Source organism: Pseudomonas sp. JL27(2026) (assembly GCF_056933555.1).
The window spans coordinates 3,778,871-3,795,422 of record NZ_CM167794.1 but is presented as its reverse complement, the minus strand read 5'-3'; the positions used below and the strand labels follow the sequence as shown (position 1 = coordinate 3,795,422).

Below are 16,552 nucleotides of genomic sequence, written 5' to 3'. Positions count from 1 at the left end.
TTACTGTGGTATGAACAGCTCGCGTCGGGCACCTTCGGTAATTGCCACGATACCGGGGTGCTTGACCTTGCGCTCCACCGAAATGGCGTAGAACGACTCGGTCACAGCGTCGGTCTGGCCAATCAGTTCGACGCCGTACTGGTTTATCACCTCGTCGGCGATCACGCTGGGGCCGATGAAAATCCCGCTCCCCGATTGGCCGAAAGCCTGCATCAGCGCGCTGTCATCGAACTCGCCGACAATCCTTGGTTGAATCTGCTGTTCGGCGAACCAGCGCTGCAAGCGGTTGCGCACCACGGTTTCCTGGCCTGGAATCAGCAACGGTGCGCCGTGCAGGCAGCGGGGGAAGTCACTTGCGTAGCGCTCAGCCAACTCGCGGGTCGCAAAAAAACTGATGCCGCATTCACCCAGTTTCTGGCTGTAGCCCTTGATATCCAGATGCGAGGGCATCGGGCTGTCGGAGATCACCAGGTCCAGGCGCTGAATGGCCAGGTCGGCCAGCAGGCGTTCGAGTTTGTCTTCGCGGCAGGTAATGCGCAGTGGCTCGCTTAACTCCATGGTGGGGGCGAGCAATCGATAGACAATGGATTTGGGCACCACATCGGCAACGCCGACCCTGAACACCACTTGCTGTTCATCAGGCTGGGTGCGCAACAGGGCTTCCAGTTCGCCGCCCAGTTGAAACATCTGTTCGGCGTAGGGCAGGGCCTGGCGCCCGGCTTCGGTCAATTCCAGTTGCCGCCCGACACGCCTGAACAGTTCGACGCCGTAGGTCTGTTCCAGCAGGCTGATCTGCCCGCTGATGGTCTGCGGCGTCAGGTTCAACTGCTCGCAGGCCCGCACAATGCTGCCTGTCTTGGCCACGACCCAGAAGTAATGCAGTTGCCGATAATTGAGCATGAGCAGTGCCGATTCGTAAAAACCGAAGTATATCCGTTAAAAATACGAATTTTCCTGAAGTATTCATCTCCTTAGAATGCCTCGCTATCGACGGGCCATCATCTGGCCAAGTCCGTTCTATCGAGGAAAGCACCATGAAGCTCAAGTCTCTTGCCGCCGCTGCCGCGCTGGCTGTCTCTGTCGTGTTGATTACCGGCTGCGACCAGGCCGAAAAAAGCGCCCAGCAATTGATGGGCAAAGCGGCCGAAAGCGCCAAGCAAGCCATCGACGATACCCATAAGGCTGCGGAGCAGGCGTTGAGCGATGCCACGGGTAGCAAGGAAAAAGCAGATGACGGCAGCGAGAAGAAGCAATCGCCGTCGCAGGAAATCTAATTTTTTACACGGAGTCAGGACTGACCTATGGACTATCTCGTACAACTTGCTGCAAGCCCCACTGCCTGGGTCGCCCTGGCGACCTTGATCGTCATGGAGATCGTGCTGGGCATCGATAACCTGATCTTTATCTCGATCCTGACCAACAAGTTGCCTGAGCAGCACCGGGCCAAGGCGCGCCGGATTGGTATCAGCATGGCGTTGATCCTGCGTCTGGGGCTGTTGAGTACCATCGCGTTCATCGTGCAACTGACCGAGCCGGTCATCGAACTGTTCAATCATGCCTTCTCCTGGAAAGACATGATCCTGATTGCCGGTGGCCTGTTCCTGTTGTGGAAAGCCACGACCGAGATCCATCACAGCATGGACCCGGCGCCGGAAGATCCGAAGTCGCAAAGCAACGGTGTGTCCCTGGGTTTTGCTGCCGCCATCGGCCAGATTTTGCTGCTCGACCTGGTGTTCTCCATCGACAGCATCATCACCGCCGTCGGCATGACCGAACACTTGCCGATCATGGTGATCGCGGTGCTGGTGTCGGTACTGGTGATGTTGCTGGCGGCCGAACCACTGGCCAGGTTCATCAACGACAACCCGACCGTGGTGATGTTGGCACTGGGCTTTTTGATCATGATCGGCATGACGCTGATCGCCGAAGGCTTCGGTGCCCACGTACCGAAGGGTTACGTCTACGCAGCCATGGCGTTCTCGGCAACGATTGAAGGGTTGAACATCCTGTCGCGTCGAGCCAAACAGAAGCGCATTGCTGCCGAGGCTTGAAGGGGCAGGTAACAAACAAACGGTCGCCGCTGCTCGAAAGAGTGCCGGCGACCGTTTTTGTTTTGTCGGGATTGTCGGGAGGTGTGCCGCCTGAGCGGTCAATGCGCAGTAATGTGGCGTGCGTCTGGTTTTTCAGGGGTTACGGGTGTCATCGGCGGGACGTGTGAGTGGTGATGGCGCCGGGTAATGCGCAGCACGCCCCACAGCATGGCAGCGGCCACGGCCAGCCAGCCGCCGATCAGCATCAGGATAATCATGGTCAGGCTCATCAGTGCCTCCTCTTTGCCCTGCATCGGGCACACACACACTCTGCAATGAACAGTCTAGTCGTTGGTGTGTTTCAGGCAATTGACCGATAGTCGAGAGTCGCCAACCTGTTCGCTCTATCGAATGCTGGCAACTGCCGTTTAAGGCTATACCCCGGCGTTGCCCCGTCCTATGATCGACGGCCAAGCCAGGAGACCGTTTGCCTGGCACTTGAACAAGAGAGTGATGATGGTGCCGCTACTTCCCCGATTTCGCTTTGCCCTGTTGGCCGCTGCCTGTGTCCTGAGCCTGGCAGGTTGTGCCGGGAGCGTGCAGCCGGAAATTCAGCGTTTGCCTGAACGTGTCGAGTTGAACGGTGTACCGTTTTTCCGTGGCGAGGCCTATCAAAGCGGCCCGCAAACCCTGGCCAGCCTGCTGTCTGAGCAAGGCATCGTGATTACGCCGGGCCTGCTCGACAAACCGTTGCATTTGCCGGGGGCTGAAGCGCAGTTGCAGCAAAACATGCAGAAGCTGGCTCGCGAGTACGGCATGGTTGTCTATCCGCTGGACAGCAATCTTCCAGCGCTTCTGACCCAGGTGGCGGCCGGTTATCCGGTGCTGGTGCGCTTTACCGAGGGCTCGGCTTTCTGGTCGCAGCCACGTTACGCCATCCTGGCCGGATACAACCGAACCAAGAAGACGGTTTTGCTACGTGCCGGGATGGATCGTCGGTTGTTGATGAGCTTCAGCTCGTTCGAGTCGGCATTCAACAGCGCGGGTGGCTGGGCGGTGCTGATTCAGGGGCCGACCCAGATTCCGGCGAAAGTCGACCAGCAGCGCTGGTTGAAAGCCGCCAGCGATTTGGCCCAGGCCGGCCAGGAACAGGCCGCGGCGCGAGCGACCAAGGCCTTGAGCGGCCACTGATCAGTCCAACAAAAACGGCGCCCGCGGGCTAATGCCGGTCAGTTAGCGCACGAAACATGTGGGAGCGAGCCGCTCGCGAAGGCGTCAGCACATTCAACATCAATGTTTGCTGACCCACCGATTTCGCGAGCAGGCGCCCCACAAGGATTTCACTTTACGCCCATGGGTGCCGTTTGGTTATGTGTGGTTTCTACTTGGCGGTTGCTGCGACGCCACTCTGGCGCTCTTTCAGGTTTTTCTCCGCCTTGTAGCGCAGCGCGACACTCGGAACGTCACTGCTTTTGCCCGTTTCGACCCATTTGCGAATGCGGGTGGCGTCGGCGAAGTGGGTGTACTTGCCAAAGGCATCAAGAATGACCAGCGAAACCGGTCGGTTGCCCATGCTCGTGACCAGCACCAGGCAATGGCCAGCCTGGTTGGTGAAGCCCGTTTTGGTTAGCTTGATGTCCCAGTTGTCCTTGTTCACCAAATGGTCGGTGTTGTGAAAACCCAGGGTGTAGTTGGGTTTGCGAAACGCCACGGTTTTTTCCTTGGTGGTGCTCAACTCGCTGAGTATCGGGTATTTACGTGCGGCGACCAGCAGTTTGCTGAGGTCGCGCGCCGTGGAAACGTTGTGGATCGACAGGCCGGTCGGCTCGACGTAGTGGGTGCTGGTCATGCCCAGCGCCTTGGCCTTGGCGTTCATTGCGGCAATAAACGCCGCATAACCGCCTGGGTAATGGTGCGCCAGGCTCGCGGCCGCGCGGTTTTCAGAGGACATCAAGGCAATCAGCAGCATTTCCTTGCGTGGCAACTCGCTGTTGAGTTTGACGCGGGAGAACACGCCTTTCATTTCCGGGGTGTCGCTGATCGAGACAGAAATGTATTCGTCCATGTTCTGCCTGGCCTCAACCACGACCAGCCCGGTCATCAGTTTGGTGACAGAGGCAATCGGAACAATGGCGTCCGGGTTACTGGAGTAGATGACTTTGTTGGTTTGCAAATCCACGAGCATCGCGCTGCCGGAAGCGATACGCAGTTGTGAAGAATCTCGGGGGGCGGCGGTGGTTTCACGTGCGTCAGCGGTTGGCGTGACAAGAGGGCCTGTAAGTACAAAAAATAGGCTCAGGATAGATAGGCGGATTTTCACGCGGGCGGACTCGCTAAAGTATGGGTATGCCGTTTTGCAACGGGCTTTTCTAGTTAAAACGTTACATTTTATGAGTATGTGCCAGAAAAGCGCTATACGCCTGCTGCGCCGGGGCCTCAGATGAAGAAAATTTAATCTCGTACCATTTTTGTACCACTCCATGAAGTGATGTGTACGGCCATGCGAAGGGCTGGAAGTGGCGTCTGGCAGGCTGCTGTGCATTCATCGGCGATTCGGCGCCGAGGTGTTTCAGCGCGGGTTGTACGTCTGGAGCAGAATCATTCCGTCCAGAATAGAAAACCCCGCCATTGGCGGGGTTCTTGTTCACGCATCGGCAGGCTCGAACTCAGTCGTGCAAGGTTTCGGCCGCGTAGAGCGTGTTTTCCAGCAGGCATGCGCGAGTCATCGGGCCAACACCGCCAGGCACTGGCGTGATCCAGCCAGCGCGGGGCAGGGCGGTTTCATACACCACGTCACCGACCAGCTTGCCATCTTCCTGGCGGTTGATGCCGACGTCGATGACGATGGCGCCTTCCTTGATCCACTCACCTTTGACCAGGCCCGGCTTGCCGGCGGCCACGACCACCAGGTCGGCGCGGCCAACATGGCCGGCGAGGTCCTTGGTGAAGCGGTGGGTGACGGTGACGGTGCAACCGGCCAGCAACAACTCCATCGCCATCGGGCGACCGACGATGTTCGAGGCGCCGACGACGACTGCATCCATCCCGTAAAGATCGGCACCTGTGCTTTCCAGCAAGGTCATGATGCCTTTAGGGGTGCATGGGCGCAGTAAAGGAATGCGTTGCGCCAGGCGACCGACGTTATAAGGATGGAAGCCATCCACGTCTTTATCCGGACGAATACGCTCCAGCAGCTTCGATGCGTCCAGGTGTTCAGGTAAAGGAAGCTGAAGCAGCACGCCGTCGATGTTCGGGTCGTCGTTGAGACGATCGATCAGGTCGGTCAGGGCTTGTTGAGTCGTGTTGGAGGGCAGGTCATAGGCTTGGGAAAGGAAGCCGACCTCTTCACAGTCTTTACGCTTGTGCGAGACATAAACCTGAGAGGCGGGATCGCTGCCGACCAGGATTACCGCGAGGCCGGGCGTACGCAGGCCTTGCTGGCGGCGCTCGGTGACTCGTTTGGCGATCTGCTGGCGCAGGCTGGCGGCGATCGATTTGCCGTCGATTAGTTGTGCAGTCATTGCGCGTGATTAACCATCGAGAGGGGGAAGAAAAGAGAACGTATTCTCGCATGTCAGGGCGTGAGGTCAAAGGAGCTTGGTCTGCAAATTCCTCTAAGCCCTTTAATTAAATGAATTTTTTTCAGAAAGGATTTGACGGTCTCCGGGGGGCTCTATACTATTCGTCGCACTTGTCGGGCACAGCCTAGCACTGGTTAGGAAGGTCAGGCGGAATTACGGTTCTGCAAGACTGAAAAGCACTTAGTTTGTAGTCCTTCAAGGGTACAGCTAATAAGGCGCCCGTAGCTCAGCTGGATAGAGCATCCGCCTTCTAAGCGGATGGTCGCAGGTTCGAGTCCTGCCGGGTGCGCCATTAGGCAGCTTTGGCACAAGTAACGCGATATGGTGGGCGTAGCTCAGTTGGTAGAGCACGGGATTGTGACTCCCGTTGTCGAGGGTTCGATCCCCTTCGTCCACCCCATATTTCGAAAGGCGCCAGATTTAACCGTCTGGCGCCTTTGCTTTAAAAGTATCGAATCGCGGATGTGGTGGAATTGGTAGACACACTGGATTTAGGTTCCAGCGCCGCGAGGCGTAAGAGTTCGAGTCTCTTCATCCGCACCAATTAAAGCTTCAGTCAGGCCGTTGGCCGGGTTGGAGTTCAGCAAAGAAGTTGTTTGGCTTCTTTGTGACGCAATATGGTGGGCGTAGCTCAGTTGGTAGAGCACGGGATTGTGACTCCCGTTGTCGTGGGTTCGATCCCCATCGTCCACCCCATATTTCAAAAAGGCGCCAGATTTAACAGTCTGGCGCCTTTTTTATTTCAGCAGTTTGTATGTTCAGCGACTGCGGGTTCCGGGTCGCAAGGGCAGGGCGTTTCGTCGTATTCATGTTGCTCGATGATGCCGCATTGCCCGCCGGCCTTGCTCGCAAGATCGGCAGCCAGGGAGATGATTGGCACTCCTTCTATATAGAGAAGGGTTGGCGCAGAGCCCTGGCGTGATTGGCTGTATTTGCCTCCGGGGCGAGGTGCATTCGTGCATTCGCGCCTATAAATTGCCTGCTGCGTTTTTACCCGTTTTCAGTAGGGTGACTTCTTGAGTTTGACCCACTAGAATGCATGCCCTTGATTCTGGGGTCGGAAACGGCCGGCTAACGTCTGTGCAACGAGGAATATCCATGCAAGTTTCTGTTGAAAATACTTCTGCTCTTGAGCGCCGCATGAGCATCACCGTGCCAGCTGAGCGCATTGAGACTCAAGTCAACAAGCGTCTGCAGCAGACTGCCCAAAAGGCCAAGATTGCAGGCTTCCGTCCTGGCAAAGTGCCAATGAGCGTGATCCGTCAGCGTTACGAAGCTGATGCGCGTCAAGAAGCTGTAGGCGATGTGATCCAGGCTTCTTTCTACGAAGCAGTTGCCGAGCAAAAGCTGAACCCGGCTGGCGCACCCTCGGTAGAGCCTAAAGTCCTGGAGAAGGGCAAGGATCTGGAATTCATCGCAACCTTCGAAGTGTTCCCTGAGTTCACGGTTGCCGGTTTCGAATCCATCGCTGTCGAGCGCCTGAGCGCTGACGTGGCAGACGCCGATCTGGATAAAATGCTGGAAATCCTGCGCAAGCAGAACGTTCGTTATGAAGCAGTCGACCGCGCTGCTCAGAACGACGACCAGTTGAACATCGATTTCGTTGGCAAGGTTGACGGTGAAGTGTTCGCTGGTGGTTCCGCCAAGGGCACTCAGCTGGTTCTGGGCTCCGGCCGCATGATCCCAGGTTTCGAAGAAGGCCTGGTGGGTGCTAAAGCGGGCGAAGAGCGCGTTCTGAACCTGACCTTCCCAGAGAACTATCAGAACCTGGATCTGGCTAACAAGGCCGCAGAGTTCACCGTGACCGTGAACACCGTTTCCGAGCCGAAACTGCCTGAATTGACCGAGGAATTCTTCGCTCAGTTCGGTATCAAAGAGTCTGGCATCGACGGTTTCCGTACCGAAGTTCGTAAGAACATGGAGCGCGAGCTGCGTCAGGCGATCAAATCCAAGGTCAAGAATCAGGTAATGGACGGTCTGCTGGCCGCCAACCCGATCGAAGTGCCTAAGGCTCTGCTCGAGAACGAAGTGAACCGTCTGCGCGTTCAAGCTGTTCAGCAGTTCGGTGGCAACATCAAACCTGATCAACTGCCGGCCGAGCTGTTCGAAGAACAAGCCAAGCGTCGCGTTGTGCTGGGTCTGGTCGTGGCTGAAGTGGTCAAGCAGTATGACCTCAAGCCTGATGAAAACCGCGTTCGCGAACTGATCCAGGAAATGGCTTCCGCTTATCAAGAACCTGAGCAAGTCGTGGCCTGGTACTACAAGAACGACCAGCAGCTGAACGAAGTCCGTTCGGTTGTGCTGGAAGAGCAAGTTGTGGATACTGTTCTGCAGAAAGCTAGCGTGACCGACAAATCGGTCTCTTACGAAGAAGCAGTCAAGCCGGTAGAAGCTCCACAAGCCGACTGATCGTTTTTGCGTTAGAAGCACACACCATAAGCCAGCTTTCGAGCTGGCTTATGCGTATTCAAGACATAACTATTTGGGAGTGACTGCAGAGCATGTTCCGTAATTCGTATATTCAGCAGAACTCTGATATCCAGGCCGCAGGCGGCCTGGTCCCGATGGTTGTCGAGCAGTCCGCTCGTGGCGAGCGCGCCTACGACATTTACTCGCGCCTTCTCAAGGAGCGAGTGATCTTTCTGGTTGGCCCGGTAGAGGACTACATGGCCAATCTGATTTGTGCGCAACTGCTATTCCTTGAAGCGGAAAACCCGGACAAGGACATCCATCTCTATATCAACTCCCCGGGCGGTTCGGTGACGGCGGGCATGTCGATTTATGACACCATGCAGTTCATCAAGCCAAACGTGTCGACCACCTGTATCGGTCAGGCCTGCAGCATGGGCGCATTCCTGTTGACCGCCGGTGCCTCAGGCAAACGTTACTGCTTGCCGAACTCGCGTGTGATGATTCACCAGCCACTGGGCGGTTTCCAGGGGCAGGCGTCGGATATCGAAATCCATGCCAAGGAAATCCTCTTCATTCGTGAGCGTCTCAACACGTTGATGGCCAAGCATAGCGGACACACTCTTGAAGAAATCGAGCGCGATACCAACCGCGATAACTTCATGAGTGCAGATGCCGCGCGTGAATACGGGTTGATCGATGAAGTGATCACTCAGCGCCCCGCTTAAAATAAGCAGCTCAAAATAGGGTTGGTCGGCTGGTCTGATCACCGGCGGGCTTGAAAAAGCCCGCAATAGCCTTCATCTTGTGTTGCAAGCCTATCGGATTTGGATCGAACGAATGACTGACACCCGCAACGGCGAGGACAACGGCAAGCTGCTCTATTGCTCCTTCTGTGGCAAAAGCCAGCATGAAGTGCGCAAATTGATTGCCGGCCCCTCGGTCTTTATCTGCGACGAGTGCGTCGACCTGTGCAACGACATCATCCGCGAGGAGGTGCAGGAAGCACAGGCCGAAAGCAGTGCGCATAAATTGCCTTCGCCTAAAGAAATCAGCGGCATCCTTGATCAGTATGTGATTGGTCAGGAGCGTGCGAAAAAGGTTTTGGCCGTAGCGGTGTACAACCACTACAAACGCCTCAACCAGCGTGACAAAAAGAATGACGACGTCGAGCTCGGCAAAAGCAACATCTTGCTGATCGGCCCGACAGGCTCGGGTAAAACCCTGCTTGCTGAAACACTGGCCCGTTTGCTGAATGTGCCGTTCACCATCGCTGACGCGACCACCCTCACCGAGGCGGGTTATGTGGGCGAGGATGTGGAAAACATCATTCAGAAGCTGCTGCAGAAGTGCGACTACGACGTAGAGAAAGCTCAAATGGGCATTGTCTACATCGATGAAATCGACAAGATTTCGCGCAAATCTGACAACCCGTCGATCACTCGCGATGTATCGGGTGAAGGCGTGCAGCAGGCCCTGCTCAAGTTGATCGAAGGCACGGTCGCTTCCGTTCCGCCTCAAGGTGGTCGCAAGCATCCGCAGCAGGAATTCCTTCAGGTCGACACGCGCAACATCCTGTTCATCTGCGGCGGTGCGTTCTCCGGTCTGGAAAAGGTGATTCAAAACCGTTCCACCCGTGGCGGCATCGGCTTCAATGCAGAAGTTCGCAGCAAGGAAGAAGGCAAGAAGGTGGGTGAGTCCCTGCGTGAAGTCGAGCCTGACGATCTGGTCAAGTTCGGTCTGATCCCGGAATTCGTTGGCCGTCTGCCCGTGCTGGCGACGCTGGACGAGCTGGATGAGGCTGCATTGATGCAGATTCTCACCGAGCCGAAAAATGCTCTGACCAAACAGTATGCCAAGCTGTTCGAGATGGAAGGTGTTGACCTGGAGTTCCGGGCCGATGCGTTGAAGTCGGTCGCCAAACGCGCACTGGAACGTAAAACCGGTGCTCGCGGATTGCGCTCGATTCTCGAAGGTGTACTGCTCGACACTATGTATGAAATCCCCTCGCAGTCCGAGGTGAGTAAAGTAGTGATCGATGAAAGCGTTATAGAAGGCAAGTCCAAGCCACTGTATATCTACGAAAACAGTGAGCCGGCTGCCAAGGCAGCACCAGACGCGTAAGCGTCTCACTGCTGGATTAAAGAAGGGGCCTTCGGGCCCCTTTGTTTTTACTGCCTTCAAGTAGCTTGTTTTTTTTGAAGGTAGCCCCCATCTTGGTTTCAAGCTTACTTCCATCTGTTTACGGCCTTATGGCCGCCGTAGAGGCGAAATCATGAAGACAACCATCGAATTGCCTCTCCTGCCATTGCGTGATGTTGTGGTTTATCCGCACATGGTTATCCCGCTGTTCGTGGGGCGCGAGAAATCTATCGAAGCCCTCGAGGCCGCGATGACGGGCGACAAGCAAATTCTTCTGCTGGCTCAGAGAAACCCTGCTGACGACGATCCCGGTGAAGAAGCACTTTATCGTGTTGGTACCATTGCGACGGTCCTGCAACTGCTCAAGCTGCCTGATGGCACCGTCAAGGTGCTGGTCGAAGGTGAGCAGCGTGGTGGGGTCGAGCGTTTCATCGAGGTGGATGGCCATTGCCGCGCTGAAGTCTCCCTGATTGATGAAGTAGATGCTCCTGAGCGCGAGTCGGAAGTGTTTGTCCGCAGCTTGTTGTCTCAGTTCGAGCAATACGTCCAGTTGGGCAAGAAAGTCCCGGCTGAAGTCCTGTCGTCTCTCAACAGCATCGATGAGCCGAGTCGCCTGGTCGATACCATGGCCGCGCACATGGCGCTGAAGATCGAACAAAAGCAGGAAATTCTCGAAATTATCGATTTGTCGGCCCGGGTCGAGCACGTCTTGGCGTTGCTGGATGCCGAGATCGATCTGCTGCAAGTCGAAAAACGCATTCGTGGCCGCGTCAAAAAGCAAATGGAGCGCAGCCAGCGCGAGTACTACCTGAATGAGCAGATGAAGGCCATTCAGAAAGAGCTGGGTGACAGCGACGAAGGCCACAACGAAATCGAAGAGCTGAAAAAGCGTATCGATGCGGCGGGTTTGCCCAAAGACGCATTGACCAAGGCTCAGGCGGAGCTGAACAAGCTCAAGCAGATGTCGCCGATGTCCGCCGAGGCGACGGTGGTTCGTTCTTACCTCGACTGGCTGGTCCAGGTGCCGTGGAAGGCTCAAAGCAAGGTTCGCCTGGATCTTGCGCGCGCAGAAGACATTTTGGACGCCGACCACTATGGTCTGGAAGAAGTCAAAGAGCGCATCCTCGAATACCTCGCGGTGCAAAAACGCGTGAAGAAAATTCGTGGTCCGGTCTTGTGCCTGGTAGGTCCTCCTGGGGTGGGTAAAACGTCCCTGGCCGAGTCGATTGCTCACGCCACTAACCGCAAATTTGTTCGCATGGCCCTCGGTGGTGTGCGTGATGAAGCTGAAATTCGTGGTCATCGCCGGACTTACATCGGTTCGATGCCGGGAAGATTGATTCAAAAGATGACAAAAGTGGGCGTGCGCAACCCACTGTTCCTGCTTGATGAAATCGACAAGATGGGCAGCGACATGCGTGGCGACCCGGCGTCGGCGTTGCTGGAAGTGCTCGATCCGGAGCAGAACCACAACTTCAACGACCACTATCTGGAAGTCGACTACGATCTGTCTGATGTGATGTTCCTGTGCACCTCGAACTCGATGAACATTCCACCGGCGCTGCTTGACCGGATGGAAGTGATTCGCCTGCCGGGCTACACCGAAGACGAGAAGATCAACATTGCGGTCAAATACCTCTCGCCCAAGCAGATTCAGGCCAATGGCTTGAAGAAAGGCGAGCTGGAATTCGAAGCTGAAGCGATCCGCGACATCATTCGCTACTACACTCGCGAAGCCGGTGTGCGTGGGCTTGAGCGCCAGATTGCCAAGGTTTGTCGCAAGACGGTCAAAGAACATGCGATGGAAAAACGCTTCTCGGTGAAGGTCACGGCCGAGATGCTGGAACACTTCCTGGGCGTGCGCAAATTCCGCTACGGCCTGGCCGAGCAGCAGGATCAAGTGGGTCAAGTGACCGGCCTTGCCTGGACACAGGTAGGCGGTGAGTTGCTGACCATCGAAGCGGCCGTGGTGCCAGGTAAAGGTCAGTTGATCAAGACCGGCTCCCTGGGTGATGTCATGGTCGAATCGATCACGGCGGCGTTGACTGTTGTGCGCAGTCGGGCGAAGAGCCTGGGCATCCCTCTGGACTTCCATGAGAAGCGCGACACGCATATCCACATGCCTGAGGGCGCTACGCCTAAAGACGGCCCTAGTGCGGGTGTAGGCATGTGCACGGCGTTGGTGTCTGCCTTGACCGGGATTCCGGTGCGTGCGGATGTCGCCATGACAGGTGAAATCACCCTGCGTGGTCAGGTGCTGGCAATCGGTGGCTTGAAGGAAAAACTGTTGGCGGCTCACCGCGGTGGTATCAAGACCGTGATCATTCCTGAAGAGAACGTTCGTGATCTGAAGGAAATTCCTGACAACATCAAGCAGGATCTTCAGATTAAACCCGTTAAATGGATTGACGAGGTCCTGCAAATTGCGCTGCAATACGCGCCGGAGCCCTTGCCGGATGTGGCTCCCGAGATAGTTGCAAAGGATGAAAAACGCGAGTCTGACTCTAAGGAAAGAATTAGCACGCATTAGTACGTATTAGCCTGGGGGGCTTCCTTGACAGCTTTTTAGAGCCCTTGTTATAAAGCGGCTCTTAAGTGTCTGTAGGCCATTCAGCACTCGTTTTTGCTTTCACCAAAAAACTTAGAATCATCTCAAATAGATATAAGGGGACTTAGAGTGAACAAGTCGGAACTGATTGATGCTATCGCTGCATCCGCTGATATCCCGAAAGCCGCTGCTGGCCGTGCGCTGGACGCAGTAATCGAATCCGTCACTGGCGCTCTCAAGGCTGGCGACTCCGTTGTTCTGGTTGGTTTCGGTACGTTCTCCGTGACTGATCGTCCAGCTCGCATCGGTCGTAACCCACAGACCGGTAAGACGCTGGAAATCGCAGCAGCCAAAAAACCAGGTTTCAAAGCCGGTAAAGCACTGAAAGAAGCCGTTAACTAAGCTTCATTCAGGTTTTTGCCCATCCGGGTCGGGGTCATTCCTGACTTGGCAGCGGAGCGGTAGTTCAGTCGGTTAGAATACCGGCCTGTCACGCCGGGGGTCGCGGGTTCGAGTCCCGTCCGCTCCGCCAGTTACGAGAAGGCGCATCCTCGGATGCGCCTTTCTTCTATCCGGATACTACCCACGCTCCACGGTTGCTTAATTTGAAGTTCAACCGTTTCTGGGGGACGCATGCTGCAGAATATCAGGGACAATTCACAAGGCTGGATTGCCAAGACCATTATCGGGATCATCGTTGTACTGATGGCTTTTACCGGTATCGAGGCCATTTTCCAGGCTGCCACGCATAACAATGATGCGGCCAAGGTCAATGGCGAAGCGATCAGCCAGAATGAGCTGAGCCAGGCGGTCGACATGCAACGCCGTCAGCTCATGCAACAACTGGGCAAGGATTTCGACGCTTCTTTGCTCGACGAAAAAATGCTGCGTGAGTCGGCTCTCAAAGGGCTTATCGACCGCAAACTGCTGCTGCAGGGCGCAGAGAATTCCAAGTTCGCCTTCTCTGAAGCCGCGCTGGACCAAGTGATCCTGCTGACGCCTGAGTTTCAGGTTGACGGCAAGTTCAGTCCTGAGCGTTTCGATCAGGTGATTCGCCAGCTGAACTACAGCCGTCTGCAATTCCGCCAGATGCTGGCTCAGGAAATGCTGATCGGTCAGTTGCGCGCTGGCCTGGCCGGCAGCGGTTTTGTCACCGATGGCCAGGTACTGGCGTTTGCTCGTCTGGAAAAACAGACTCGCGATTTCGCAACCCTGAACATCAAGGCTGACCTGGCGGCAGTGAAGCTGACCGACGAAGAGGTCAAGGTCTACTACGACGAGCATGCCAAAGAGTTCATGACACCGGATCAGGTGGTCATCGATTACATCGAACTCAAGAAGGCATCGTTCTTCGACCAGGTCAGCGTCAATGACGAAGAGCTGCAAGCGCTTTACCAGAAAGAAACCGCGAACCTGGCCGAGCAGCGTCGGGGCGCGCACATTCTGATCGAAGTCAACGACAAGATGACCGAGGCGCAAGCCAAGGCGAAGATCGAAGACATTCAGGCGCGTCTGGCCAAAGGTGAGAAGTTCGAGGCGTTGGCCAAGGAGTTTTCCCAGGATCCAGGTTCGGCGAACAATGGCGGTGACCTCGGTTACGCCGGCCCAGGTGTTTACGATCCGGTCTTCGAGAAGGCGCTGTATGCGCTGGACAAGGACCAGGTTTCGGCACCGGTTCGCACCGATTTCGGTTTCCACCTGATCAAGTTGTTGGGCGTCGAGGCTCCTGCGGTACCGAGTTTCGCGAGCATGAAAGACAAGTTGACCCGTGAGCTGAAAACCCAGCAGGTCGAGCAGCGTTTCGTCGAAGCGACCAAGCAATTGGAAGACTCCTCGTTCGAAGCTTCCGATCTGGCCCAGCCAGCTCAAGACCTGAAACTGACCGTTCACACTTCGGCGCCGTTTGGCCGTGAAGGTGGCGATGGCGTTGCAGCCAACCGGGCAGTGCTCGCTGCGGCTTTCAGTCCAGAAGTGCTGGATGAGGGTGCCAACAGCACCGCCATCGAGCTGGACCCGGAAACCGTCGTGGTATTGCGTGCCAAAGAGCATCGCAAGCCTGAGCAACTGCCGCTGGAAAGCGTAGCGGCGAGCATTCGCGTGCAGTTGGCCAAGGAGCATGCAAGTGCTGCCGCCAAAACCAAGGCCGACGAGTTGATCGCCAGCCTGCGCGATGGCAAGGCGCCAGCCGGTCAGAGCTGGAAAACCATGCATGCCGCGACACGTGCTCAGGAAGGGGTTGACCCCACCGTGCTGCAAGCGTTGTTCCGCATGCCGAAGCCTGAAGCGAAGGACAAACCGACCTTCAGCAGCGTGACCCTGGCCGATGGCACTGTGGTGATCGTGCGTCTGGACAGCGTGAACGAGGCGGCGGCACCTTCTGAAGAAGAGAAGGCGCAGTACCGTCGTTACCTCGCGTCGCGCATTGGTCAGCAAGACTTTGCAGCGTACCGCAAGCAGTTGGAAAGCCAGGCCGAAATCAAGCGTTTCTGATGCCTGACTGATTCAGCCTGCGACACAAAAGACCCCGGCCGAAAGGCCGGGGTCTTTTATTTTGGGAGGTTAATGACGCGCCGGGAAACCCTGCTGCCGGGCGTTGAAGACCACCATCAGGCCCAGCAGCATTAGGCCCAGGACCGCCCATGAAAAGGACATCACGCCAAGGCTTTCCAGCAACATGCCACCGGCCACGCCACCGCCGGCAATGCCCAGGTTCCACACGGTCACCAGCATTGACTGGGCCGTGTCCGCCGAATCTCCAGCAGTTTTTGCCAGCGCGGTTTGCAGCAACGTCGGGACACCGCCATACGCCAACCCCCACAGTGCAACCGCACCATAAACCGTCGCTGCCGAGCTGGCATTGAGCAGCAACGCCACCGCCGCCAGAACGAACAAGGCGAAGCTTGCCAGCACCAGTGAACGTAACCAGCGATCAATCAAAAGACCTGTGACCCAGATGCTCAATAACGCGGCCAGGCCAAACACCAGCAGCACTTGATCGATCTGTTCGGTGAGACCCGCCGACACCACAAATGGCGCGATGTAGGTGTAGAGAATGTTGTGGGCCAGAACGTAGGTGAATGTCACGAACAGCACCGCTGTGACGCCAGGCAACGCAAACACCTGTTTTACCGGCAGGCGCTTTTCGACACTTTGCCCTGGGAAGTCCGGAACCTGCCAGCGCACCCAGCCCAGCAACACCAGCGTCAATGCGCTCATCACTGCGAAGCTCAGGCGCCAGCCCACGACGGTGCCAAGAAAGGTACCCGCCGGCACGCCAAGGGACAGCGCCAGCGGAGCGCCCAGCATGGCCACGGCAATCGCCCGGCCTTGCAGGTGAGGGGCGACCATTCGGCTGGCATAGCCGGCCAGTAACGCCCAGAGCAGCCCGGCAAAAACGCCGGCGAAGAGTCTCGCCACCAGGGTCAGCCAGTAGTTTTCGGACAGCGCGGTGACGCTGTTGACGAGGGCAAAGCCGCCAATCGCAATCAGCAACAGGGGGCGGCGACGCCAGCCACGGGTGGCGACGATCAAGGGGATCGCTGCCAGCAACGAGCCAATGGCGTACATCGTCACTAATTGGCCGATCCAGGCCTGGGACACGCCCAGATCACGGCTCATTTGCGGCAGCAGGCCGGCCGGCAGGGCTTCGGTCATGATGGTGATGAAGGCGGCGGTGGCGAGTGCCAGCAGACTCCACAGAGGCAGCCGGTCAGCGGACTGTTTTTGCGTCGCTGGCAGGAGGGTCGTTAGTTCGGGTTGGTTCATGGGCTCGGGTCCGTTTCAGAGGGGGTGACAACGAAGCCAAGGGTAGGGCGCTGCGTTACGCGGAAAAACAGGCTAAG

At 56.6% G+C, this 16,552-nt stretch carries 14 protein-coding genes and 5 tRNA genes; 14 read left to right on the top strand and 5 right to left on the bottom strand.

The annotated features are described in order from the left end of the window. A complete protein-coding gene (gene nhaR, locus AC1Z1G_RS17380; RefSeq protein WP_483621261.1) occupies positions 1 to 900 on the bottom strand; it encodes a transcriptional activator NhaR in 900 nt (299 codons plus the stop codon). A gap of 134 nt (positions 901 to 1,034) precedes the next feature. Between nhaR and AC1Z1G_RS17375 the strand changes: the two genes are divergently transcribed. Together AC1Z1G_RS17375 and AC1Z1G_RS17370 are read left to right on the top strand one after the other, a co-directional pair. Next, a complete protein-coding gene (locus AC1Z1G_RS17375) occupies positions 1,035 to 1,274 on the top strand; it encodes a hypothetical protein (RefSeq protein ID WP_483627892.1) in 240 nt (79 codons plus the stop codon). Positions 1,275 to 1,301: 27 nt separating this feature from the next. Beyond that, the gene (locus tag AC1Z1G_RS17370; protein ID WP_483621259.1) at positions 1,302 to 2,051 is read left to right on the top strand and encodes a TerC family protein; all 750 of its coding nucleotides are present in this window, start codon (positions 1,302 to 1,304) and stop codon (positions 2,049 to 2,051) included. A 98-nt stretch (positions 2,052 to 2,149) separates the two neighbouring features. Here AC1Z1G_RS17370 and AC1Z1G_RS17365 read toward each other — a convergent pair whose 3' ends face one another. Next, positions 2,150 to 2,320, bottom strand: a complete 171-nt coding sequence (locus tag AC1Z1G_RS17365; RefSeq protein ID WP_483621258.1) for a hypothetical protein — start codon at positions 2,318 to 2,320, stop codon at positions 2,150 to 2,152. Positions 2,321 to 2,489: 169 nt separating this feature from the next. Here AC1Z1G_RS17365 and AC1Z1G_RS17360 point away from each other — a divergent pair, with 169 nt between their 5' ends. Next, positions 2,490 to 3,221, top strand: coding sequence for a peptidase C39 family protein (locus AC1Z1G_RS17360; RefSeq protein WP_483621256.1), 732 nt, complete (start codon positions 2,490 to 2,492; stop codon positions 3,219 to 3,221). A gap of 190 nt (positions 3,222 to 3,411) precedes the next feature. On the opposite strand, the gene pbpG is transcribed toward AC1Z1G_RS17360, so the two are convergent. Together pbpG and folD are read right to left on the bottom strand one after the other, a co-directional pair. Next, positions 3,412 to 4,350 carry a D-alanyl-D-alanine endopeptidase gene (gene pbpG / locus AC1Z1G_RS17355; protein WP_483621254.1) on the bottom strand — a complete coding sequence of 313 codons (939 nt, stop codon included), beginning with the start codon at positions 4,348 to 4,350 and terminating at the stop codon, positions 3,412 to 3,414. Positions 4,351 to 4,696: 346 nt separating this feature from the next. Further along, on the bottom strand, positions 4,697 to 5,551 hold the full coding sequence (gene folD / locus AC1Z1G_RS17350; protein ID WP_347901108.1) for a bifunctional methylenetetrahydrofolate dehydrogenase/methenyltetrahydrofolate cyclohydrolase FolD: 855 nt from the start codon (positions 5,549 to 5,551) through the stop codon (positions 4,697 to 4,699). Positions 5,552 to 5,826: 275 nt separating this feature from the next. On the opposite strand from folD, the gene AC1Z1G_RS17345 reads away from it, so the two are divergent. The 11 genes from AC1Z1G_RS17345 (at position 5,827) to AC1Z1G_RS17295 (ending at position 15,200) form a co-directional block, all read left to right on the top strand. After that, positions 5,827 to 5,903, top strand: a tRNA-Arg gene (locus AC1Z1G_RS17345). A 32-nt stretch (positions 5,904 to 5,935) separates the two neighbouring features. After that, a tRNA-His gene (locus AC1Z1G_RS17340) sits at positions 5,936 to 6,011 on the top strand. Positions 6,012 to 6,069: 58 nt separating this feature from the next. Continuing rightward, positions 6,070 to 6,154: transfer RNA gene (locus tag AC1Z1G_RS17335), tRNA-Leu, on the top strand. Positions 6,155 to 6,231: 77 nt separating this feature from the next. Further along, positions 6,232 to 6,307: transfer RNA gene (locus AC1Z1G_RS17330), tRNA-His, on the top strand. A 402-nt stretch (positions 6,308 to 6,709) separates the two neighbouring features. Continuing rightward, positions 6,710 to 8,020, top strand: coding sequence for a trigger factor (gene tig / locus AC1Z1G_RS17325; protein WP_483621252.1), 1,311 nt, complete (start codon positions 6,710 to 6,712; stop codon positions 8,018 to 8,020). 92 nt (positions 8,021 to 8,112) lie between these two features. Continuing rightward, complete coding sequence (gene clpP, locus AC1Z1G_RS17320) at positions 8,113 to 8,748, top strand: ATP-dependent Clp endopeptidase proteolytic subunit ClpP (RefSeq protein WP_483621251.1); 636 nt, start codon at positions 8,113 to 8,115, stop codon at positions 8,746 to 8,748. Between the two features lie 112 nt (positions 8,749 to 8,860). Next, positions 8,861 to 10,144 (top strand): ATP-dependent Clp protease ATP-binding subunit ClpX, encoded by a 1,284-nt coding sequence (gene clpX, locus AC1Z1G_RS17315; RefSeq protein WP_054596541.1) that lies wholly within the window; start codon positions 8,861 to 8,863, stop codon positions 10,142 to 10,144. A gap of 151 nt (positions 10,145 to 10,295) precedes the next feature. Continuing rightward, positions 10,296 to 12,692 carry an endopeptidase La gene (gene lon / locus AC1Z1G_RS17310; RefSeq protein WP_483621249.1) on the top strand — a complete coding sequence of 799 codons (2,397 nt, stop codon included), beginning with the start codon at positions 10,296 to 10,298 and terminating at the stop codon, positions 12,690 to 12,692. Between the two features lie 147 nt (positions 12,693 to 12,839). Beyond that, positions 12,840 to 13,112, top strand: coding sequence for an HU family DNA-binding protein (locus AC1Z1G_RS17305; protein ID WP_002552737.1), 273 nt, complete (start codon positions 12,840 to 12,842; stop codon positions 13,110 to 13,112). Between the two features lie 53 nt (positions 13,113 to 13,165). Beyond that, positions 13,166 to 13,242 (top strand) — tRNA-Asp (locus AC1Z1G_RS17300). A gap of 101 nt (positions 13,243 to 13,343) precedes the next feature. Further along, on the top strand, positions 13,344 to 15,200 hold the full coding sequence (locus AC1Z1G_RS17295; RefSeq protein WP_483621247.1) for a SurA N-terminal domain-containing protein: 1,857 nt from the start codon (positions 13,344 to 13,346) through the stop codon (positions 15,198 to 15,200). Positions 15,201 to 15,269: 69 nt separating this feature from the next. Here the strand turns inward: AC1Z1G_RS17295 and AC1Z1G_RS17290 are convergent, their stop codons facing one another. Then, complete coding sequence (locus AC1Z1G_RS17290; protein ID WP_483621246.1) at positions 15,270 to 16,475, bottom strand: MFS transporter; 1,206 nt, start codon at positions 16,473 to 16,475, stop codon at positions 15,270 to 15,272. Positions 16,476 to 16,552 lie beyond the last annotated feature (77 nt).